Below are 18,211 nucleotides of genomic sequence, written 5' to 3' on the forward strand. Positions count from 1 at the left end.
AGCGCCGTGCGGAGAACCACTCGCTTCAACGAAAAAACCCCCGCTCACGCGAGGGTTCTCATCTTGCTGGGGTACCTGGACTCGAACCAAGAATAACGGAACCAGAAACCGTCGTGTTGCCAATTACACCATACCCCAAGGGCGAAACCGGAGCCTCGCACCGAGAATCAAGCCTACCGGAGCAGGGGCAGAACGCCAAAACGCCCCGTGTCTCCCGCGCCCCGGGCGCGTCGCGCGCGACATGTCATGCCGACGCTTCCGCGTCCGCGCGCTGACGAGCCCGGAAGTTCGCCGCCTTCACCCGGTTGCCGCAGGTCTTCATGGCGCACCACTCGCGGCGATGACCGCGAGACCGATCGAGATACACCTGAGTGCACTCGGGGCGAGCGCACTCGCGCAGCAGCGCCGCATCCTCTCCTCCGACGATCTCGACGGCCTGGCGAGCCAGGGACGACAGCCCTTGGGCGACGGTTCCCGATCGCCGCACGATGCCGTCGAGCCGCACGCCGATCGGCATCCCCTCGGCGAAGCCGTTCACGATCTCTCTCGCCGGGCCGGGAATCGCATCACCTCGCCGTCGAGCGCTCACGAGGTCGTAGACGGCCTCACGCAGGGCGATGGCCGCCTCGAGGTCGCCGGTCGCAACGTCCGGAGCATCGTGGACCAGCCCGGATTCCTCGAACCATGCCGTGAGCGCGGCATCCGAGTCGAGCTTCTCCGTGGGCGACGCGTTGCGGCGCGCGCGCAGCGTTCCGACGAAGTCGAGGGCGGGCGTTCCGCAGGGAAAGGCGTGCATAGCGTAACCATTCTGGCGGGTCACAAGAAATTGTGCAATCCGGAATAACCTGCTTGACAAGTTACGTTGAGTTGAGCAAGAGTCGTAACCGCTTCAACAAGTTACGCAGATCACCCACACGAACAGGCTCATCATGGAACTCACACTCGAGATCGTCGTCCTCCCCGTCTCCGACGTCGATCGCAGCAAGGCCTTCTACACGCGTCTCGGCTTCCGCCTCGACGCGGACTTCACCACCGATCGCGGTCTGCGCGTCGTCCAGGTGACGCCTCCGGGAAAGGGAACGGCGTCGATCATCTTCGGCGAGAATCTGACGGATGCCGCTCCTGGCTCGGTGCGCGGACTGCACCTCGTCACCCCCGACCTCGAAGCGGCCCGTGCCGAACTCGTCGCCGGCGGCGCAGACGTCTCGGAGATATGGCACGACGCCGACGGGATCTTCCACTGGGCAGGCGATCGGAACCGTCTTCCGGGCGCGAACACCCAGCACGACAGCTACTCGTCGTACGTCTCCTTCGAAGACCCCGACGGGAACGAGTGGATCATCCAGCAGATCGTCGATCGCCTCCCCGGGCGTTGATCACCGAAGCCGGGAACACCATGGATGAGACGACGCGCATCCTCCAGGACCTTCTCACGCGCGCGGCCGCGGCGCACGGCGTGCACGAGCAGGAGGACCTCGGCGGGATCCACGACGAGCAGTGGCCGCAGTGGTACGCGGCCCACATGAGCGCAGCGCTCGTGGAGCGAGGGCTCCGCCTCGTCGCGGACGACGCGAGCCGAGAGGACCCGGGACTCGGGGACTCAGCTCGCGAGGAACTCGGCGAGCCCCCGCAGACGGCGCAATGACTCGTCCTTCCCGAGCAGCTCCATCGACTCGAAGAGCGGCGGCGAGACCCGACGACCGGTGATCGCGACACGCGGCGGACCGTAGGCGACACGCGGCTTGAGCTCCAGCGTCTCGACCAGCGCGTGGGCGAGGGCATCCTGGATCTTCTCCGGGGTGAACTCGCTCACCGGCTCGAGCGCGGCGACGCAGGCCTCGAGCACCTCGGCGGCGTTCGCCGGCAGACCCTTGAGCGCATCGGCGTCGTACGAGACGTCATCCGCGAACAGGAAGCCGACCATGCCGGGCACCTCGCCGAGCAGCTGCACGCGCTCCTGCACCAGCGGCGCGACACGGAAGGCCGTGACGAGCTGCTCGCGGGTCGGCTCGTCGAAGAGGCCGGCGGCCGCCAGATACGGGATCGTGCGCTCGGCGAAATCCTTCTCCGCCAGCGTGCGGATGTGGTCGCCGTTGATGGACTCGGCCTTCTTCTGATCGAAGCGTGCCGGGTTCGGGTTGACGTTCTCGACGTCGAAGGCGGCGGTGAACTCCTCCAGGGAGAAGACGTCGCGATCGTGCCCGATCGACCAGCCGAGCAGGGCCAGGTAGTTGAGCAGGCCCTCCGGGATGAAGCCGCGATCGCGGTGCAGGAACAGGTCGGCCTGCGGGTCGCGCTTCGAGAGCTTCTTGTTGCCGGTCTCCCCCAGCACGAGAGGCATGTGCGCGAAGCGCGGCACGAATGTCGTGACGCCCGCCTCGATGAGCGCCGCGTAGAGCGACAGCTGGCGTGCGGTCGACGGCATGAGGTCCTCGCCGCGCAGGACGTGCGTGATCCCCATCAGGGCGTCGTCCACCGGGTTCACGAACGTGTAGAGCGGGATGCCGTTCGGCCGCACGACGACGAAGTCGGGGAAGGACCCCGCCGGGAAGGTGACCTCGCCGCGGATGAGGTCGACGTAGGTCAGGTCCTCGTCGGGAACGCGCAGGCGCAGAGCGGGCTGGCGGCCCTCGGCGCGGAACGCCTCCTTCTGCTCGTCGGTGAGGTCGCGATCGAAGTTGTCGTAGCCGAGCTGCTTCGCCCGGCCGTTCGCCTCGTTGCGGGCGTCGATCTCCTCCGCGTTCGAGAAGCTCTCGTAGAGGGCGCCCGAGGCGAGGAGCTTGTCGATGACGCCGCGGTAGATGTCGTGCCGCTCCGACTGGCGGTACGGCGCGTGCGGTCCGCCGACCTCGACACCCTCGTCCCAGTCGATCTTGAGCCAGGTGAGCGCGTCGAGCAGCTGGCGGTAGCTCTCCTCGCTGTCACGCGCAGCATCGGTGTCCTCGATGCGGAACACCATCTTGCCGCCGTTATGACGCGCGTACGCCCAGTTGAAGAGGGCGGTGCGCACGAGGCCGACATGCGGCAGGCCGGTCGGCGAAGGGCAGAAGCGGACGCGGACGTCGGCACCACGTGCAGTCGTGGTGAGGGGGTGAGGGGTAGCCATAGCCCTTCGATTCTAGTTGGCGATGCCCGGCTCTCCGACGGCTCGACCGGTGTGCCGGGGCGACGTATCGGGACACTCCGAGTAACAGACGCTCACCCCCGGTAATCCGGGGCGCGAGATCCGCGACCGGCTCCTATCGTTGCGGCACACGTTCCCCACAGGAAGGCACACCATGACCATCGCAGACGCAGTGACCACAGGCCTCGGAGACCGCTGGCGCGAGGCCGCACCCCCGCGGACGAGCATCGAGTGGCTCGATCGCGCTCAGGAGGTCGCCGACATCCTGTCGGTCGACGCCGTCGAACGCGATCGCACCAACGCCGCCCCGCACCTGGAGGTGCAGCTGCTCAAGGACTCCGGACTCGTCACGCTGCTCGGCCCTGTCGCGCACGGCGGTGCCGGCGAGAGCTGGGAGACGGCCTACAAGGTCATCCGGACCGTCGCACGCGGCGACGGATCGATCGGACAGGTGCTCGGGTACCACTACCTCTGGGCGTGGGCGGCCCGGCTGGTCGCGACGGACGAGCAGATCGCCGCCGTCGAGGAGCTCTACACCGTGAACCGCTTCCTCTTCGGCGGTGCGGTCAATCCTCGCGATTCCGACCTGGTGATCCGCGAAGAGGGCGACGACCTCGTCTTCTCCGGGACCAAGTCGTTCTCCACCGGCGGCCGCGTCTCGGACCTCACGGTCCTCGAAGGAGTCCTCGAGGGCACGGACACCCACATCTTCGCCATCGTGCCGACCGCGCAGGAGGGCATCGTCTTCGCCGGCGACTGGGACAACCTGGGTCAGCGGCTCACGGAGTCCGGATCGGTCGCGATCCGCGACGTGCGGGTGCCCTGGGCCTCCGCCGCCGGGTTCGTGGGCAAGGTCTTCCAGCCGCTCACGTACAACACGTTGAACGTGCCCGCGATCCAGCTCGTGTTCGCGAACTTCTACCTCGGCATCGCGCAGGGCGCGCTCGAGACGGCCTCGGCCTACACCCGCACGACCACCCGGGCATGGCCGTACGGCGGCGACGACAAGCAGCGCGCCACCGACGAGTGGTATCTGCTCGAGGGCTACGGGACGCTGGCATCCAAGCTCTGGGCGGACGAGGCCCTGCTGGATGCCGTGGGCGCGGAGATCAGCGCGGTCCTGCACGCCCCGCGCGAGGAGCTCACGGCGCGCCGGCGCGGCGAGATCGCGGTGCGGATCGCGGCGGGCAAGCTGCGGATCGTCGATGACGGTCTCGAGGTCGCCACGAAGGTCTTCGAGCTCACCGGTGCCCGCGCGTCGGCGAACTCCGTCGGGCTCGACATCTTCTGGCGGAACCTCCGCACGCACAGCCTGCACGACCCGATCGCCTACAAGAAGCGCGAGGTGGGCGACTACGTGCTGCGCGGCGAGGTGCCGGAGCCGACCTGGTACACGTGAGCTGCGTCGCGGGATCTCAGCGGGACGACGTGCGCCCGAGCGGCGAGAGCACCACGATCGCGACCACCAGGACGGATGCCGCGACGCCGAGCCCCGCGTACTGGAAGTTCGAGAGGACGACACCCGCGAGCACGGATCCGGCCGCGGCGGAGAGGCTCATGAGCGAGTCGCTGCGCCCCTGCCGGCGCGTGCGGACGTCCGGTGCCGATGCCTCGGTCAGGAGTGCGGCGCCGGCCACGGTCGCCGCACTCCAGCCGAGTCCGAGCAGGATCAGCGCGACGATCACGCCCCATTGCTCGGTTCCGGAGAAGATCGCGAAGGCCAGCGCGCCGGCGAGCAGGACCTGGCCGAGCAGCACGACCCGGAGCCGGCCCCAGCGGTCGGCCAGCACACCGAAGACCGGCGAGAGCGCGTACATGCCGCCGACGTGCAGCGCGATGGTGATGCCGACGAGAGCCGAGACGTCTGCGGGCGTCGGAGCCATCCCGTGGGCACCGTGCGCCATGTGCGAGAGGTGCACGGGAGTCATCGCCATGACGGACGCCATCACGACATGGGACCCCGCGACCGCGAAGATGGCGTACCTCGCCACCACCGGTCGGTCGGCCACGATCGCGCCGGTGGTGGCGGCCGCCGCCTTCGCGAGTCGCTGGGCCGCCAGCAGCGGGTCGGGGCGCAGTGCGACGACGTACAGGATCAGCGCCGCGCACTGCGCGACGAAGGAGAACACGTAGGACCCGGTCTGCGGCGGCATCCCGATCGCCTGCCCGACGATCTCGCCCGGCGCCAGCAGCAGCGGTCCCGCGACTCCCCCGATGGTGGTCGACCAGACGACGATCGAGAGGTCCCGACCGCGATGCTGCGGAGCGGCGAGGTCGGTCGCCGCGAACCTCGACTGCAGGTTGCCTGCGTTGCCGGCGCCGATCATCAGGATCCCCGCCAGCAGCAGCGGGAACACCCGGAGCGACGCGGCGAGGATCACCACCGCGATGCCCACGAGGGCGAACAGGTTCCCCAGGGTGAGGGCGCGCCGACGCCCGACCCGTGCAGCCAGCCGAGCGAGAGGGATGGCGCAGACCGCCGCGCCGAGTGTCACCGACGCGGTCGCGAGACCGGAGAGCGCATCGCTGCCCGAGATGTCCGCGGCGAGCAGAGCGCCCAGCGACACCGTGGCACCGAATGCGATCCCGCCGAGCACCTGCCCGAACGACAGCACGAGCACGGTGCGCCGCTGCACGGCGGACTGCTCGGCCGCCGTCAGGGCGACGTCGGTCATGACGCGGGTGCGGCGTCGCGTGCGCTGTTGCGGAGGATCCCCAGACCTGTGATCTCGACCTCGACGACGTCGCCGGCGCCGAACTCGCCCACGCCGGCCGGGGTGCCGGTCATGATGACGTCACCGGGAAGAAGCGTGAAAACGGCGGAGGCGTACTCGATGATCGCCGGGACCGAATGGATCATGTCGGTGAGCGGCGCCTGCTGGCGCACCTCGCCGTTCACGCGGGTCTCGATGCTCGCGGATGCCGGATCGAAGTCCGTCTCGATGACCGGACCCAGCGGACAGAACGTGTCGAAGCCCTTCGCGCGCGACCACTGGCCGTCCTTGCGCTGCAGATCGCGCGCGGTCACGTCGTTGCCGATCGTGTAGCCGAGCACGTAGTCGAGCGCGTTCTCGGTCTTGACGTTCTTCGCGATCTTGCCGATCACGACCACCAGCTCGCCCTCGTACTCGGTGCGCTCGGACAGGGTCGGCCGCACGATCGCGTCGCCCGGCCCGATCACCGCGGTGTTCGGCTTAAGGAAGAGGAGCGGCTCCTCGGGAGCCACTCCCCCCATCTCGGCGGCGTGATCGTGATAGTTCTTGCCCACGCAGACGACCTTGGACCGCGGGATCACCGGGGCGAGGAGCGCAGCATCCGCCAGCGGCACGCGCGCACCCGTCGTCTCGTATCCCGAGAACATCGGGTCTCCGGCGAGCACGACGAGGTCGGTCCCGTCGATGATTCCGTACATGATGGCGTCGTCGTGGCTGAACCGGGCGATCTTCATGGTTCCAGCCTAGCGAGCGCGCTCCCCCTCAGGCGTCGAGGCGGAGCAGCCAGCCGTGCCGGTCCTCGCGACGACCGTACTGGATGTCGGTGAGCTCCTCGCGCAGCGACAGGGCCAGCTCGCCCAGGGGCTGCGGCTCGTCGAAGCCGTCGCCGACCAGCGCGCCGATCGGAGTCACGACCGCGGCCGTGCCGCACGCGAACACCTCGACGATGTCGCCCGATGCCACGCCCTCGCGCCACTCGTCGATCGAGATCGGCCGCTTCTCCACCGTGTACCCGCGGTCCTCCGCCAGCTGCAGCAGCGAGTCGCGGGTGATGCCCTCGAGGATGCTGTCGGACTCGGGCGTGACCACGCGGCCGTCCTTGAAGACGAACACGACGTTCATGCCGCCGAGCTCCTCGACGTTGCGGTGCTCGTTGAGGAAGACGACCTGGTCGCAGCCCTTCGCGCTGGCCTCGCTCTGCGCCAGCAGGCTCGACGCGTAGTTGCCTCCGGTCTTCGCCTTGCCGGTGCCGCCCTTGCCCGCGCGGGCGTAGTCCTCGGACAGCCAGATGCGCACGGGCTTCACGCCGCCGGAGAAGTAGGCGCCGGCGGGGCTCGCGATCACGTAGTACGCGACCTTCTGCGCCGCACGGACGCCGAGGAAGGCCTCCTTGGCGAACATGAACGGGCGCAGGTACAGACTCTGGTCGGCGCCCGACGGCACCCAGTGCCCGTCGACCTTGACGAGCTCGCGCAGCGACTGGATGAAGTACTCGGTCGGCAGCTCCGGCAGCGCCAGGCGCCGGGCGCTGGCCTGCATCCGCGCCGCGTTGCGGTCGGGGCGGAACGTGTGGATGGATCCGTCCTCGTGACGGTAGGCCTTGATGCCCTCGAAGATCTCCTGGGCGTAGTGCAGGACGGATGCCGCGGGGTCGAGCGCGATCGGCCCGTACGGCTGCACGCGCGGCCGGTGCCAGCCGCCCTTGGCGGACCAGCAGATGTCGACCATGTGGTCGGTGAAGACGACGCCGAACCCCGGGTTCTCGTGGACCTCGGCCACTCGCCCCGGCGAAGCCGCGGTCAGGTTCTTCGTCACCGCGAACTCCAGTGGAGCCACGGTCGCCTCAGCATCGATGGTCGTCATCTCGTCATCCATTCCTCGTGGGTGGGCGCATCGTCGCGCCCTCTCAGCCTACGCCTGAAGGTCAGAGCCGCGCGGCGATCGCGGAGCCGATCTCCGCCGTCGTGCGAGCCGCGCTGCGGGCGGCGATATCAGCCTCGACCGCCGCGCTCACGCGCGCGGATTCGTCGACGAGGCCGAGGTGGTCGAGCAGCAGCGCGACCGAGAGGATCGCGGCCGTCGGATCGGCCTTCTGCTGTCCGGCGATGTCCGGAGCGGAGCCGTGCACGGGCTCGAACATCGAGGGGAACGCGCCGTCCGGGTTGATGTTCCCGGATGCCGCCAGGCCGATGCCGCCCGTGACGGCGCCGGCGAGGTCGGTGAGGATGTCGCCGAAGAGGTTGTCGGTGACGATGACGTCGAATCGCGAAGGGTCGGTCACCAGGAAGATCGTCGCGGCGTCGACGTGCAGGTAGTCGACGGACACGTCGGGGTGGGAGGCGGCGACCTCGTTCACGACCCGCTGCCAGATCGCGCCGGCGTGCACGAGCACGTTCGTCTTGTGCACCAGGGTGATCTTCTTGCCGCGCCGCTCGGCCAGCTCGAACGCGTAGCGCACGACGCGCTCGACACCGAACGCGGTGTTCACGGAGGTCTCGTTGGCGACCTCCTGCGGCGTGCCCTTGCGGATCGCGCCGCCGTTGCCCACATAGGGGCCCTCGGTGCCTTCGCGGACCACGACGAAGTCGATCTCGCCCGGGTTCGACAGCGGACCCGGCGCACCCGTGAAGAGCTTCGACGGCCGCAGGTTCACGTAGTGATCGAGCGTGAAGCGGAGCTTGAGGAGGAGTCCGCGCTCGATGTTCGCGTCCTTGAGCCGGGGGTCCCCCGGCGTGCCGCCGACCGCTCCGAGGAGGATGGCGTCGTGTGCGGCGATGGCCTCGAGGTCGTCGTCGGTGAGCGTGTCGCCGGTCTCGAGGAAGCGCGCGGCCCCGAGCGAGAAGCGGGTCTTGTCGAAGACCACGTCGCTCTGCGCGGTGACCGCTTCGAGGACCTTCTCGGCCTCGGCGACGACCTCGGGACCGATGCCGTCACCGGGGATGACGGCCAGCTTCACGACACGCGACATGACACTCCTTGCACCGGGATGAGCCGGTCACGCTCTCCGCTCGTGGAGCGGACCGGTCATCCCAGCGTAGTGCTCAGTGCGAGGGGGCTTTGCGCAGTGTGACGGCGGCGATCACGCCCGCGAGGACGACGAGGCCCGCGCCGATCAGAGACGTCACCATCACGCCGGAGCCGAACGCCGCGGCAGCGGCGTTCCAGAGCGCGTCGCCGAGTGCCGCCGGGAGGTCGCGCGCCGCGGTGTAGGCACCGGCGAGCGTCTCGCGCGCGGCGTGCGCCACCTCCGCGGGCAGCCCCTCCGGCAGCGCGAGCGCTCCGCGGTAGAACGCCGTGATGATGCCGCCGAGGATCGCTGTGCCGAGCACGGCTCCGAGCTCGTAGGCCGTCTCGGACACCGCACTCGCGGCTCCGGCCTTCTCGGCCGGGGCGCTCGACAGGATCAGCTCGTTGGAGATCGTCTCCGCGGCGCCGATGCCGATCCCGAGCACGACGAACGCGATGATCAGCGGCGCGACGCCGTGCGCGTGGGTCGTGAAGGCGACGATGAGGTAGCCGGCCACCGAGAACAGCAGCGCGCTCGGCACGAGCACGTGCGGCGGGACACGGCGCGAGATCGGCACGACCGTGAGACCGGCCACGATCATCGCCGCCATGCCGGGCACCAGCGCGATGCCGGCGAGCATCGGCGACAGACCGAGCACCAGCTGCAGATGTTGGGAGACGAAGTAGAGGAAGCCGACCAGGGCGACGACACTGAGCAGGTTCACGAGGATGGCCCCCGAGAACGTCCCGCGCCGGAACAGCGCCATGTCGAGCATGGGCACCGTCGAACGGTTCTGCCGGCGGACGAACAGCACGCCCATCGCGATGCCGAGCAGCGCCCATCCGCCCGCGACGAGCGACGGCCCATCGACGGCCAGCGACTTGATGGCGTAGACGACGGGGATCATCGCGGCCATCGACAGCACGATGCTGACAGGGTCGATGCGTCCCGGGTTCGGGTCACGGCTCTCCGGTACCAGGAGGGGCCCGCAGATCAGCAGCGGGATGAGGACGGGCACCGCGATGAGGAAGACCGACCCCCAGGCGAAGTGCTCGAGCAGGAACCCGCCGACGATCGGACCGAGCGCCGCACCGGCCGAGAAGGCCGAGGCCCAGACCGCGATCGCCATGCGGCGCTGGTCCCGGTTCTGGAAGATCGAGCGCAGCAGCGAGAGGGTCGACGGCATGAGCATCGCACCGAAGAAACCGAGCAGCGCCCTGGCCGCGATCAGCAGCCCCGCGGTCGGCGCGAACGCGGCCAGTGCCGAGACGGCGGCGAAGCCGACGGCACCGATCAGCAGCATGCGACGCCGGCCGAACCGGTCGCCGAGGGTGCCCATCGTCACGAGGAGACCGGCGAGCACCAGCGGGTAGACGTCGATGATCCACAGCTGCTCGGCACCGGAGGGCGCGAGCGCGATGGAGATCTCGGGGAGCGCGAAGCTCAGCACCGTGTTGTCCACCGAGACGAGCAGCACCGGCAGCATGAGGACGACGAGCGCCGCCCAGCCGCGGGCCCCGACACGGGGAGCATCCGTCTCTGTCGTCGGGATCGACGCAGTACGGGTCATGGAACACCTCTCAGGATCTTGGCGGCCTCGTTAGTGAACCGTCCAGCTGGTATAGTAACAGATATGCCCCGCCCTCCCCTCGCACGTGAGAAGGTGCTCGACGCCTTCGAGTCCATCGTCATCGCCGACGGCGAGCGGGCGGCGACGCTCGACGCCACGGCCAGAGCAGCCGGTGTCTCCAAAGGCGGGCTGCTCTACCACTTCGGGTCGAAGGAAGAGCTCGCGGCCGGGCTCCTGGAGCGGCTCGACACGCTGACCACCGCAGACCTCGAGGTCATGGCGGCAGCCGAGGAGGGGCCGGTCGCCTACTACATCCGCACCTCGGTCATGGAGGACGACGCCCTCGATCGCGCACTGATCGCCGCGTCGCGTCTCGCCCAGGGCGGCTCGGTCGCCGCGGCGGAGGGCCTGCGCAACAACCGGCGCCGCTGGGAGGACGCGATCCGTCCGCATGTGCGCGACCGGACGAGCCTCGACCTCGTGATGCTGCTCAGCGACGGCCTCTACTTCAACAACTCGCTCGACGTGCACGGGCCGGAGCGCCTCGTTCCCCATCACGACGAGCTCGCGGCCCTCATCGCCCTGGTCCTGAAGACCACCTCGTAGACCCGAGCCGCTGAACGCGATGAAGGCGGAGAGGCTCTCGCCTCCCCGCCCTCATCGCACGGTGATTCAGACCTCGGTGATCTCGATCTGACGGAACAGGTCGGCGTCGATCGCGGCGCTGACGTCTTCCAGCAGCTCCTCGGAAACCGGCGAGTCGAGCGTCAGCACGCTGAGCGCCTGCGCGCCGGCCGCCTGACGAGCGATCTGCATTCCGGCGATGTTGATGCCCGCTTCGCCGAACTTCTGGCCGTACACCGCGACGATGCCGGGGCGGTCGGTGTAGAGCATGACGACGTGGTGCTTCTCGATCGGCAGCTCGAGAGTGTGGTCGTTGATCCCGACCAGCTTCTCGGCCTGCTTCGGACCGGTGAGCGTTCCGGAGACCGAGAGCTGCGAGCCGTCGGAGAGCGCACCGCTGAGCGTGATCACGTTGCGGTACTCGTCGCTCACGTCGTCCTTGAGCAGACGCACCGCGATGCCGCGCTGCTCGGCGAGCAGAGGCGCGTTCACGTAGGACACGGTCTCGCTCACGATGTTCGTGAAGACGCCCTTGAGGGCGGCGAGCTTGAGCACGCTCACGTCGTAGTCGTTGAGCTCGCCGTGCACCTCGACGTCGAGGCTCGTGAGCGGCGAGGTCGCGAGCGACGCGAAGATCTGGCCGAGCTTCTCGACGAGCGAGATGCCGGGGCGGACGTACGGGTCGATGACGCCGCCGGCGACGTTGACGGCATCCGGCACGAGGTCTCCCCCGAGCGCGAGCCGCACGGACTTGGCGACCGAGACGCCCGCCTTCTCCTGCGCCTCTTCCGTGCTCGCTCCGAGGTGGGGAGTGACGACGACGTTCGGCAGGTCGAGCAGCGGCCGCGCCGATCCTCCCTCTGCGGGCGGCTCGGAGGTGAAGACATCGAGTCCGGCACCGGCGATCTCGCCGGCGACGAGCGCCTCGTGCAGAGCCTCCTCGTCGATGAGGCCACCACGCGCGACGTTCACGACGAACGCCGTCGGCTTCATCGCGGCGAACTGCTCCGCGCCGATCATGCCGGTGGTCTCCGGCGTCTTCGGCATGTGGATCGTGAGGAAGTCCGCCTCGGCCACGAGGTCGTCCAGCGACAGCAGCTGCACACCGAGCTGCTGCGCGCGGGCGGAGGTGACATAGGGGTCGTAGGCGACGACGCGCATGTCGAACGCGGCGAGGCGCGCGGCGACGAGCGCCCCGATCCGGCCGAGGCCGACGATGCCGACGGTCTTCTCGAAGAGCTCGGCGCCGGTGAACGAGCTGCGCTTCCACTGCCCGGCGGCGAGCGATGCGTGCGCAGCCGGAATGCGGCGGGCGAGGCTGAGGATGTGCCCGACCGTGAGCTCGGCGGCCGAGACGATGTTGGACGTGGGCGCGTTCACGACCATGACACCGGCAGCCGTGGCGGCCTTGATGTCGACGTTGTCGAGCCCGACGCCGGCACGGGCGACGACCTTCAGCTTCGGCGCGTGCGCCAGGGCCTCTTCGTCGATGCGGGTGGCCGAGCGGATGAGCACCGCGTCCGCCTCGGCCAGCGAGGCGAAGAGCGCCTCGCGGTCGGTGCCGTCGACGTCACGGACGTCGAAGTCGGGGCCCAGAGCCTCGATCGTGGCGGGAGAGAGCACTTCGGCGATGAGCACAACGGGCTTCGGCACAGAGAATCCTTCGGGGCAGCGCGACAGGCGGGAGGGGCCGATGCGCCGCACACCATGGGGGCGCGATCACCTCAACTGTACCCGAGCGCTCGCGACGCTCCGTGCGTGTGACGCTCAGGCGCTGGGCAGGGTCAGGCTCAACGCGATCAGGCTCATCCAGAAGACGGCGACGATCCCGAGCCCTGCCAGCAGGGACAGGGCCAACTCCCCCACACGACGTCGCCGGCCGATGAGGAACGCGAAGACGAAGACGATCACGGGGAAGACCACCCCGAACAGCAGCGTGATCCAGCCGGTTCCGGTCAGGCCGGTCCGCGCCATGTTGATCAGATGCGCGACCGCGTTCCAGACCGCGTAAGCGTAGAGGAGTCCCGCGAAGCCGAGGACGACCCCGACGAGCCAGCGCGGGGAACCGGCCGCGATGGGTGCGCTGTGCGCATCGGTCATGATCCGATCACCCCCACGGTGACGAAGGGCCAGGGCACGAGGAGGACGACGCCGGCGAGGAGGAAAGCGACTCTGACCCAGGCCGCTCTCCCCCGCGTCAGCACCCACGTCGCCAGGAACCAGAGGGCGGGGGCGGCGATGGCGAGCACGAACCACGGCAGGAACATCGCATCGTCGACGAGGAACGAGGCGAGCGGCTTGAGCCGCAGCCCGCCGACCACCCAGCCGATCGTGTACAGCAGGTAGACGCCGCCGACGACGCCGAGGATGAGGAGCATCGCCGTGCTCAGCCCGGCGCGCTCCGGCTCCTCCGCCGGCGTGACGGATCCGTCGTCCTCGATCCGGCCGACGTCGGCGCTGCCCTTCCCCACGGCGTTCCATCCGCGCGGCAGCGCCGGATCCTCGGGCGTCCGCGCCTCGTCGCCGTCCCAGCGGAGGGCGTCGTCGGAATCGGAAGTCATGTCCCCAGAGTAGGACACGCGGTCCACTATGCTCGGGGGCATCGGGCCGCGGAGGCCTTCGGCAGGGGGAAAGGACCGCTGTGGCTGAGAAGAAGAAGGTCGATCGCACGGAGCAGGTCGCGACGAACGCCGGCACCGGAGAACCCCCCGCTGGCTGGGTGCCGACGGCTGCCGCCAAGCAGAAGGCGACGACATTCCGCTGGATCGCCGGGGTCCTCTGGGCGATCGCGATCGCGGGCGAGGCGGTCGGCATCTTCTGGCTGCTCCGTCAGCGGGTCTTCGTCGGCGAGGACGGCACGCTCGTGCGCGACCCCGACACGGGCCTCCTCCAGGAGCAGGGCGTCACGGCGCAGTTCCCGCAGTGGGCGTTCATCGCCCTCCTCGTCCTGCTCGTCGTCATCGCCGCACTGTCGATCACCGGCTCGGTGCTCTGGAAGAAGGCGAACCGCCTGGACCCTGCGCGCAAGTCCGAGACGGTCAGGTTCTTCGTCCAGAACCAGCTCGGAGCGATCATCGCCATCGTGGCGTTCCTCCCGCTCATCATCCTGATCTTCCTGAACAAGGACATGGACAAGGGGCAGAAGACGACGGCGGGCATCGTCGGCATCGCCCTCGCGGCGCTCGCGGTCGTCCTGGGCATCGACTTCAACCCGCCGTCCGTCGAGCAGTACACCGCGGATCAGTCCGCCGTGATCCAGCTCCTCGGCCAGGACGAGGTCGTCTGGGTCGACGGAGGAGCGGTCTACCACGTCTGCGACCAGGTGTCCGCGATCCAGACGGGCAGCGAGATCCGCACCGGAACCACGGCCGAGGCCGTCGAGGCCGGCAAGATCCGCCTCACGCTGCAGTTCGCCTCCGAGCTCCGCGCCTGCGACCTGGCCGTACCGGAGAACGCCGACGAGATCACCGAGGCCCTCCGCGCGATCCAGGCGGGGCAGGTCGACACGCTGCTGCCCGCTCCGGTCTGGGCCGATCCCGCCGACGCCCCGATCCAGGTCGAGGAGGCGCCGGCCGAGTGACGGCCGGCTGAGCGGCGTCACTCGGCGACGACGGCGTCGACCAGTCGCTCTTCGGCCGAGGAGAGATGCGCGGCGAGGAGTGCGGCGGCACGGTCGCCCTCGCCTGCGGCGACCGCTTCGAGCATCTCCGCGTGCTGGGCGGCGATCACCGCGGCGTCCAGCAGGCGGCGGCCCTGCACCTGCGCCATGCAGAGTCGCGCCTCGTCGAGGACGCTGCGATACATCCGTGCCGTCCGCTCGCTGCCGAGCGCGTCGATGAGAGCGGTGTGGAATCGCAGATCGGGGTCGACGGTCGCCGCATCGGGACCGGGCGGCATCGCCAGGATCTCGGCGTTCGCCTCGACCGCCGACGCGGGCACGGCGCGGGTGATCGCCAGTTCGCGGAGCGCGGCGCTCTCCAGTCGGGACCGCGTGCGGTAGACGTCGCGAACGGTCTCCGGATCGATTCCCACGACGCGTGCCGAGCGGTGCGCCGTGCGCACCAGCAGACCGGTGGCGACCAGCTGCTCGATCGCCGCCTTCGCGCTGGGCCTCGCCACGCCGAACGTCTGGGACACCGCAGCCTCGGTGAGCGGCTCGCCGGAGCGGATGTCACCGCTCAGGATGCGCTCGCGGAGTCGGCGGGTGACGGCGTCGACCACGCCGACGATTCCCAGTGCAGCGTCCGTCGTCATCCGAGCAGTCTATCCAGACCTCCGCGAGTCAGTACACTTGTCAGACAATCCTTCGAGCGGAGCAGAGGAGCACCGTGACGACCACACTCGTAGAACCGCTGGACCCCGCCCTGCTCGGGTCGTCGACCGAGGTCCACTCCCGTTCGATCGATCGATTCGCGCGAGCGCACGATGCCTCGCACTACCTCCTGATCCCCGACGCCGTCCTCTCCCCCGCGGATGCCGAGGGCGTCGCCCGGGCGTTCGGCGCCGTCCGTGCCGCCGGTCGGTCGATGACGTTCCGCTCCGGCGGCACGAGCCTCTCCGGGCAGGGCGTGAGCGGCGACATCCTCGTCGACACCCGCAGTCACTTCCGCGAGATCGTCGTCGAGGACGGTGGCGCATCGGTGCGCGTGGGACCGGGCGCCACCGTCCGCCAGGTCAACACGCGACTCGCGCGCTATCGCCGCAAGCTCGGCCCCGACCCCGCCAGCGAGATCGCGTGCACCATCGGCGGCGTGGTCGCCAACAACTCCAGCGGCATGGCCTGCGGCATCACCGAGAACTCGTACCAGACGATCGAGTCGATGCGGATCGTCCTCCCGAGCGGCACGATCCTCGACACCGGCGATCCTGAGGCGGGCGCCCTGCTCCGCGCCGCCGAACCCGCTGTCGTCGACGGGCTGCTGGCACTCCGGGAGCGGCTCCTCGCCTCGCCGGAGCACGTCGCGTTCCTCCGGCAGCAGTTCTCCATGAAGAACACGATGGGCTACGGGCTCAACGCCCTCCTCGACTTCGACGACCCGGTGCGGATCCTCGAGCACCTCATCATCGGCTCGGAGGGCACTCTCGCCTTCGTCGCCGAAGCCCGTTTCCGGACGATCGAGATCCGGCCCGCGATCGCCACCGGATTGCTGGTGTTCGAGACGCTCTCGGCCGCGATGACGGCGCTGCCCGCTCTCGCGGAGCTCGGCCTCGCCACGATCGAGCTGCTGGACGCCGCATCGCTGCGGGTCGCGCAGAGCCTGAGCGATGTGCCGGCCACGATCGCCGAGATCGATGTGCAGGGGCACGCCGCTCTCCTCGTCGAGGTCCACGCCTCCGACGACGCCGGGCTCGCGGCGGCGAGCATCTCAGCGCAGTCCCATTTCGAGTCGCTGCCGCTGGCCATCGCGCCGCGTCTCACGACGGATGCCGCGGAGCGGGCAGCGCTCTGGCACGTCAGGAAGGGCCTGTACACCGCCGTCGCCGGCGCGCGTCCCTCCGGCACGACCGCGCTCCTCGAGGACATCGTCGTGCCGGTCCCCCGCCTGCTCGCCACCTGCGAGCGGCTCATCGAGCTCTTCGCGGAGCACGGGTACGAAGGGTCCGTCATCTTCGGTCACGCGAAGGACGGGAACGTGCACTTCCTGCTCAACGAGCGCTTCGACGACCCCGCGAGCGTCGCGCGCTACCGGCGCTTCACCGACGATCTGGTCGCCCTGGTGCTGTCGCAGCAGGGATCGCTCAAGGCCGAGCACGGCACCGGACGCATCATGGCCCCGTTCGTGCGGCGCCAATACGGCGACGCGCTGACCGACATGATGTGGGAGATCAAGAGGCTCCTCGATCCCGACCTCATCCTCAACCCCGGCGTGGTCCTCTCCGACGACCCCGACTCCTACCTCGACGATCTCAAGCGGGTGCCGACCGTCGAGAGCGAGGTCGACCGCTGCGTCGAATGCGGCTACTGCGAGCCGACGTGCCCGAGCAAGAGCATCACCCTCACGCCGCGCCAGCGCATCGTGATCCGGCGGGACATGGCCTGGGCCGAGGAGCAGGGCGACACCGCGCTGCTGCAGGATCTGAAGGCCGACTACGACTACGACGGTGTGCAGACCTGCGCGGTCGACGGCATGTGCGGCGTCGCGTGCCCTGTCGACATCAACACGGGCGATCTGGTCCGACGCCTGCGCGCCGAGGAGTCGTCGAAGATCGAGGACACGGTCTGGGACGCCGCCGCCAAGGGCTGGGGGGCTGTGACGCGCGTCGGCGGCACCGCTCTGACCTTCGCCGCCGCGATGCCCGCCCCCCTCGTGAAGGGCGTGACCCGGGTGGGTCGCGCGATCCTCGGCGACGACACCGTGCCGCTCTACGACGGCGGGCTCCCCCGCGGCGGAACGAAGGCCCCGACGGCGCAGAACCCTGCAGATGCCCGTGCGGTGTTCTTCGGCGCGTGCATCGGCACGATGTTCGGCGCGGAGGGCCACGGAGAGGGCTCCCGCGACGCGGTCCGCGCTCTGCTCGACCGCGCGGGAATCGCGGTCGTCATCCCGGAGGACACCGGCGGCATGTGCTGCGGCACACCCTGGAAGTCGAAGGGACACCTCGCGGGCTACGACCGGATGACGGAGCGGGTGCTCTCGTCGCTCTGGGAGGCCAGCCGGCACGGTGAGCTCCCGGTCGTGTGCGACGCGGCATCCTGTACCGAGGGACTGCATACGATGCTCGCGAAGTCCGTCGCCGAGTACCCGGAGTACGCGAAGCTCGTGATCGAGGACGCCACGACCTACATCGCGAGGGAGGTGCTCCCCCGCGTGACGGTGTCGGCGAAGCTCGACAGCGTGGCGGTGCATCCGACCTGCTCGACGACCGCGCTGGGCGCGACGGGAGCGCTCACCGAGATCGCCGCGGCCGTCGCCACCGAGGTTTTCGTCCCCGACGGATGGGGATGCTGCGCCTTCGCCGGCGACCGCGGCATGCTGCACCCCGAGCTCACCGCCAGCGCGACGGCCGTCGAATCGGCGGAGGTCCGTGCGGCGGATGCCGACCGCGGCGGATTCGATGCCTTCGTCTCGGCGAACCGCACATGCGAGATCGGTATGACCCGCGCGACCGGCCAGCCGTACCGCCACGTGGTCGAGGTGCTCGAGGAGCTCACCCGCGGCTGAGACCAGGCC

17 protein-coding genes and 1 tRNA gene are annotated in these 18,211 nt (G+C 69.5%); 6 read left to right on the top strand and 12 right to left on the bottom strand.

Annotated elements, in window-relative coordinates:
* Positions 1-66: 66 nt before the first annotated feature.
* Both LBN7_RS00465 and LBN7_RS00470 read right to left on the bottom strand, forming a co-directional pair.
* Positions 67-138, bottom strand: a tRNA-Gln gene (locus tag LBN7_RS00465).
* Positions 139-244: 106 nt separating this feature from the next.
* Positions 245-796 carry a CGNR zinc finger domain-containing protein gene (locus LBN7_RS00470; protein ID WP_407360653.1) on the bottom strand — a complete coding sequence of 184 codons (552 nt, stop codon included), beginning with the start codon at positions 794-796 and terminating at the stop codon, positions 245-247.
* 133 nt (positions 797-929) lie between these two features.
* Here LBN7_RS00470 and LBN7_RS00475 point away from each other — a divergent pair, with 133 nt between their 5' ends.
* On the top strand, positions 930-1,376 hold the full coding sequence (locus LBN7_RS00475; RefSeq protein ID WP_407360654.1) for a VOC family protein: 447 nt from the start codon (positions 930-932) through the stop codon (positions 1,374-1,376).
* Between the two features lie 20 nt (positions 1,377-1,396).
* Complete coding sequence (locus LBN7_RS00480; RefSeq protein ID WP_407360655.1) at positions 1,397-1,645, top strand: hypothetical protein; 249 nt, start codon at positions 1,397-1,399, stop codon at positions 1,643-1,645.
* Here LBN7_RS00480 and gltX read toward each other — a convergent pair.
* Positions 1,601-3,106 (bottom strand): glutamate--tRNA ligase, encoded by a 1,506-nt coding sequence (gene gltX / locus LBN7_RS00485; protein WP_407360656.1) that lies wholly within the window; start codon positions 3,104-3,106, stop codon positions 1,601-1,603. The two genes, LBN7_RS00480 and gltX, sit on opposite strands and share 45 nt — an antisense overlap.
* A gap of 172 nt (positions 3,107-3,278) precedes the next feature.
* Between gltX and LBN7_RS00490 the strand changes: the two genes are divergently transcribed.
* Entirely contained in the window at positions 3,279-4,523 is a 1,245-nt protein-coding gene (locus LBN7_RS00490) for an acyl-CoA dehydrogenase family protein (RefSeq protein WP_407360657.1), read from the top strand.
* A 16-nt stretch (positions 4,524-4,539) separates the two neighbouring features.
* Here LBN7_RS00490 and LBN7_RS00495 read toward each other — a convergent pair whose 3' ends face one another.
* From LBN7_RS00495 to LBN7_RS00515, 5 genes are all read right to left on the bottom strand, one after another.
* Entirely contained in the window at positions 4,540-5,799 is a 1,260-nt protein-coding gene (locus LBN7_RS00495) for an MFS transporter (protein ID WP_407360658.1), read from the bottom strand.
* On the bottom strand, positions 5,796-6,572 hold the full coding sequence (locus LBN7_RS00500; RefSeq protein ID WP_407360659.1) for a fumarylacetoacetate hydrolase family protein: 777 nt from the start codon (positions 6,570-6,572) through the stop codon (positions 5,796-5,798). Before LBN7_RS00500 ends, LBN7_RS00495 begins: the two co-directional genes overlap by 4 nt.
* Positions 6,573-6,600: 28 nt before the next feature.
* A complete protein-coding gene (locus LBN7_RS00505; RefSeq protein WP_116635415.1) occupies positions 6,601-7,701 on the bottom strand; it encodes a branched-chain amino acid aminotransferase in 1,101 nt (366 codons plus the stop codon).
* Positions 7,702-7,762: 61 nt separating this feature from the next.
* On the bottom strand, positions 7,763-8,806 hold the full coding sequence (locus LBN7_RS00510; protein ID WP_116635126.1) for a 3-isopropylmalate dehydrogenase: 1,044 nt from the start codon (positions 8,804-8,806) through the stop codon (positions 7,763-7,765).
* 73 nt (positions 8,807-8,879) lie between these two features.
* Complete coding sequence (locus tag LBN7_RS00515) at positions 8,880-10,415, bottom strand: MFS transporter (RefSeq protein WP_116635127.1); 1,536 nt, start codon at positions 10,413-10,415, stop codon at positions 8,880-8,882.
* A gap of 63 nt (positions 10,416-10,478) precedes the next feature.
* On the opposite strand from LBN7_RS00515, the gene LBN7_RS00520 reads away from it, so the two are divergent.
* Complete coding sequence (locus tag LBN7_RS00520; RefSeq protein ID WP_116635128.1) at positions 10,479-11,021, top strand: TetR/AcrR family transcriptional regulator; 543 nt, start codon at positions 10,479-10,481, stop codon at positions 11,019-11,021.
* A 66-nt stretch (positions 11,022-11,087) separates the two neighbouring features.
* Here LBN7_RS00520 and serA read toward each other — a convergent pair whose 3' ends face one another.
* The 3 genes from serA to LBN7_RS00535 all read right to left on the bottom strand — a co-directional run bounded on the left by serA (position 11,088) and on the right by LBN7_RS00535 (position 13,600).
* Positions 11,088-12,692 (bottom strand): phosphoglycerate dehydrogenase, encoded by a 1,605-nt coding sequence (gene serA, locus LBN7_RS00525; protein ID WP_407360660.1) that lies wholly within the window; start codon positions 12,690-12,692, stop codon positions 11,088-11,090.
* A 114-nt stretch (positions 12,693-12,806) separates the two neighbouring features.
* Positions 12,807-13,139 (bottom strand): hypothetical protein, encoded by a 333-nt coding sequence (locus LBN7_RS00530; RefSeq protein ID WP_407360661.1) that lies wholly within the window; start codon positions 13,137-13,139, stop codon positions 12,807-12,809.
* Positions 13,136-13,600 (bottom strand): hypothetical protein, encoded by a 465-nt coding sequence (locus tag LBN7_RS00535; RefSeq protein WP_116635131.1) that lies wholly within the window; start codon positions 13,598-13,600, stop codon positions 13,136-13,138. Before LBN7_RS00535 ends, LBN7_RS00530 begins: the two co-directional genes overlap by 4 nt.
* Before the next feature lie 80 nt (positions 13,601-13,680).
* On the opposite strand from LBN7_RS00535, the gene LBN7_RS00540 reads away from it, so the two are divergent.
* Entirely contained in the window at positions 13,681-14,619 is a 939-nt protein-coding gene (locus LBN7_RS00540) for a hypothetical protein (RefSeq protein ID WP_116635132.1), read from the top strand.
* A gap of 17 nt (positions 14,620-14,636) precedes the next feature.
* Here LBN7_RS00540 and LBN7_RS00545 read toward each other — a convergent pair whose 3' ends face one another.
* The gene (locus tag LBN7_RS00545) at positions 14,637-15,293 is read right to left on the bottom strand and encodes a GntR family transcriptional regulator (protein ID WP_407360662.1); all 657 of its coding nucleotides are present in this window, start codon (positions 15,291-15,293) and stop codon (positions 14,637-14,639) included.
* A 74-nt stretch (positions 15,294-15,367) separates the two neighbouring features.
* Here LBN7_RS00545 and LBN7_RS00550 point away from each other — a divergent pair, with 74 nt between their 5' ends.
* The gene (locus LBN7_RS00550; RefSeq protein WP_407360663.1) at positions 15,368-18,202 is read left to right on the top strand and encodes an FAD-binding and (Fe-S)-binding domain-containing protein; all 2,835 of its coding nucleotides are present in this window, start codon (positions 15,368-15,370) and stop codon (positions 18,200-18,202) included.
* Positions 18,203-18,211: the final 9 nt, after the last annotated feature.

The organism is Microbacterium sp. LBN7, assembly GCF_045690345.1.
Classification (GTDB): domain Bacteria; phylum Actinomycetota; class Actinomycetes; order Actinomycetales; family Microbacteriaceae; genus Microbacterium.

What these genes read in the sequence shown, in the direction of transcription:
- LBN7_RS00490 (WP_407360657.1), top strand. Translation starts at nt 3,279, where the DNA reads ATGACCATCGCAGACGCAGTGACCACAGGCCTCGGAGACCGCTGGCGC.
- LBN7_RS00510 (WP_116635126.1), bottom strand. Translation starts at nt 8,806, where the DNA reads ATGTCGCGTGTCGTGAAGCTGGCCGTCATCCCCGGTGACGGCATCGGT.
- LBN7_RS00475 (WP_407360654.1), top strand. Translation starts at nt 930, where the DNA reads ATGGAACTCACACTCGAGATCGTCGTCCTCCCCGTCTCCGACGTCGAT.
- LBN7_RS00480 (WP_407360655.1), top strand. Translation starts at nt 1,397, where the DNA reads ATGGATGAGACGACGCGCATCCTCCAGGACCTTCTCACGCGCGCGGCC.
- LBN7_RS00470 (WP_407360653.1), bottom strand. Translation starts at nt 796, where the DNA reads ATGCACGCCTTTCCCTGCGGAACGCCCGCCCTCGACTTCGTCGGAACG.
- LBN7_RS00530 (WP_407360661.1), bottom strand. Translation starts at nt 13,139, where the DNA reads ATGACCGATGCGCACAGCGCACCCATCGCGGCCGGTTCCCCGCGCTGG.
- gltX (WP_407360656.1), bottom strand. Translation starts at nt 3,106, where the DNA reads ATGGCTACCCCTCACCCCCTCACCACGACTGCACGTGGTGCCGACGTC.
- LBN7_RS00535 (WP_116635131.1), bottom strand. Translation starts at nt 13,600, where the DNA reads ATGACTTCCGATTCCGACGACGCCCTCCGCTGGGACGGCGACGAGGCG.
- LBN7_RS00495 (WP_407360658.1), bottom strand. Translation starts at nt 5,799, where the DNA reads ATGACCGACGTCGCCCTGACGGCGGCCGAGCAGTCCGCCGTGCAGCGG.
- LBN7_RS00545 (WP_407360662.1), bottom strand. Translation starts at nt 15,293, where the DNA reads ATGACGACGGACGCTGCACTGGGAATCGTCGGCGTGGTCGACGCCGTC.
- LBN7_RS00520 (WP_116635128.1), top strand. Translation starts at nt 10,479, where the DNA reads ATGCCCCGCCCTCCCCTCGCACGTGAGAAGGTGCTCGACGCCTTCGAG.
- LBN7_RS00500 (WP_407360659.1), bottom strand. Translation starts at nt 6,572, where the DNA reads ATGAAGATCGCCCGGTTCAGCCACGACGACGCCATCATGTACGGAATC.
- LBN7_RS00505 (WP_116635415.1), bottom strand. Translation starts at nt 7,701, where the DNA reads ATGACGACCATCGATGCTGAGGCGACCGTGGCTCCACTGGAGTTCGCG.
- LBN7_RS00515 (WP_116635127.1), bottom strand. Translation starts at nt 10,415, where the DNA reads ATGACCCGTACTGCGTCGATCCCGACGACAGAGACGGATGCTCCCCGT.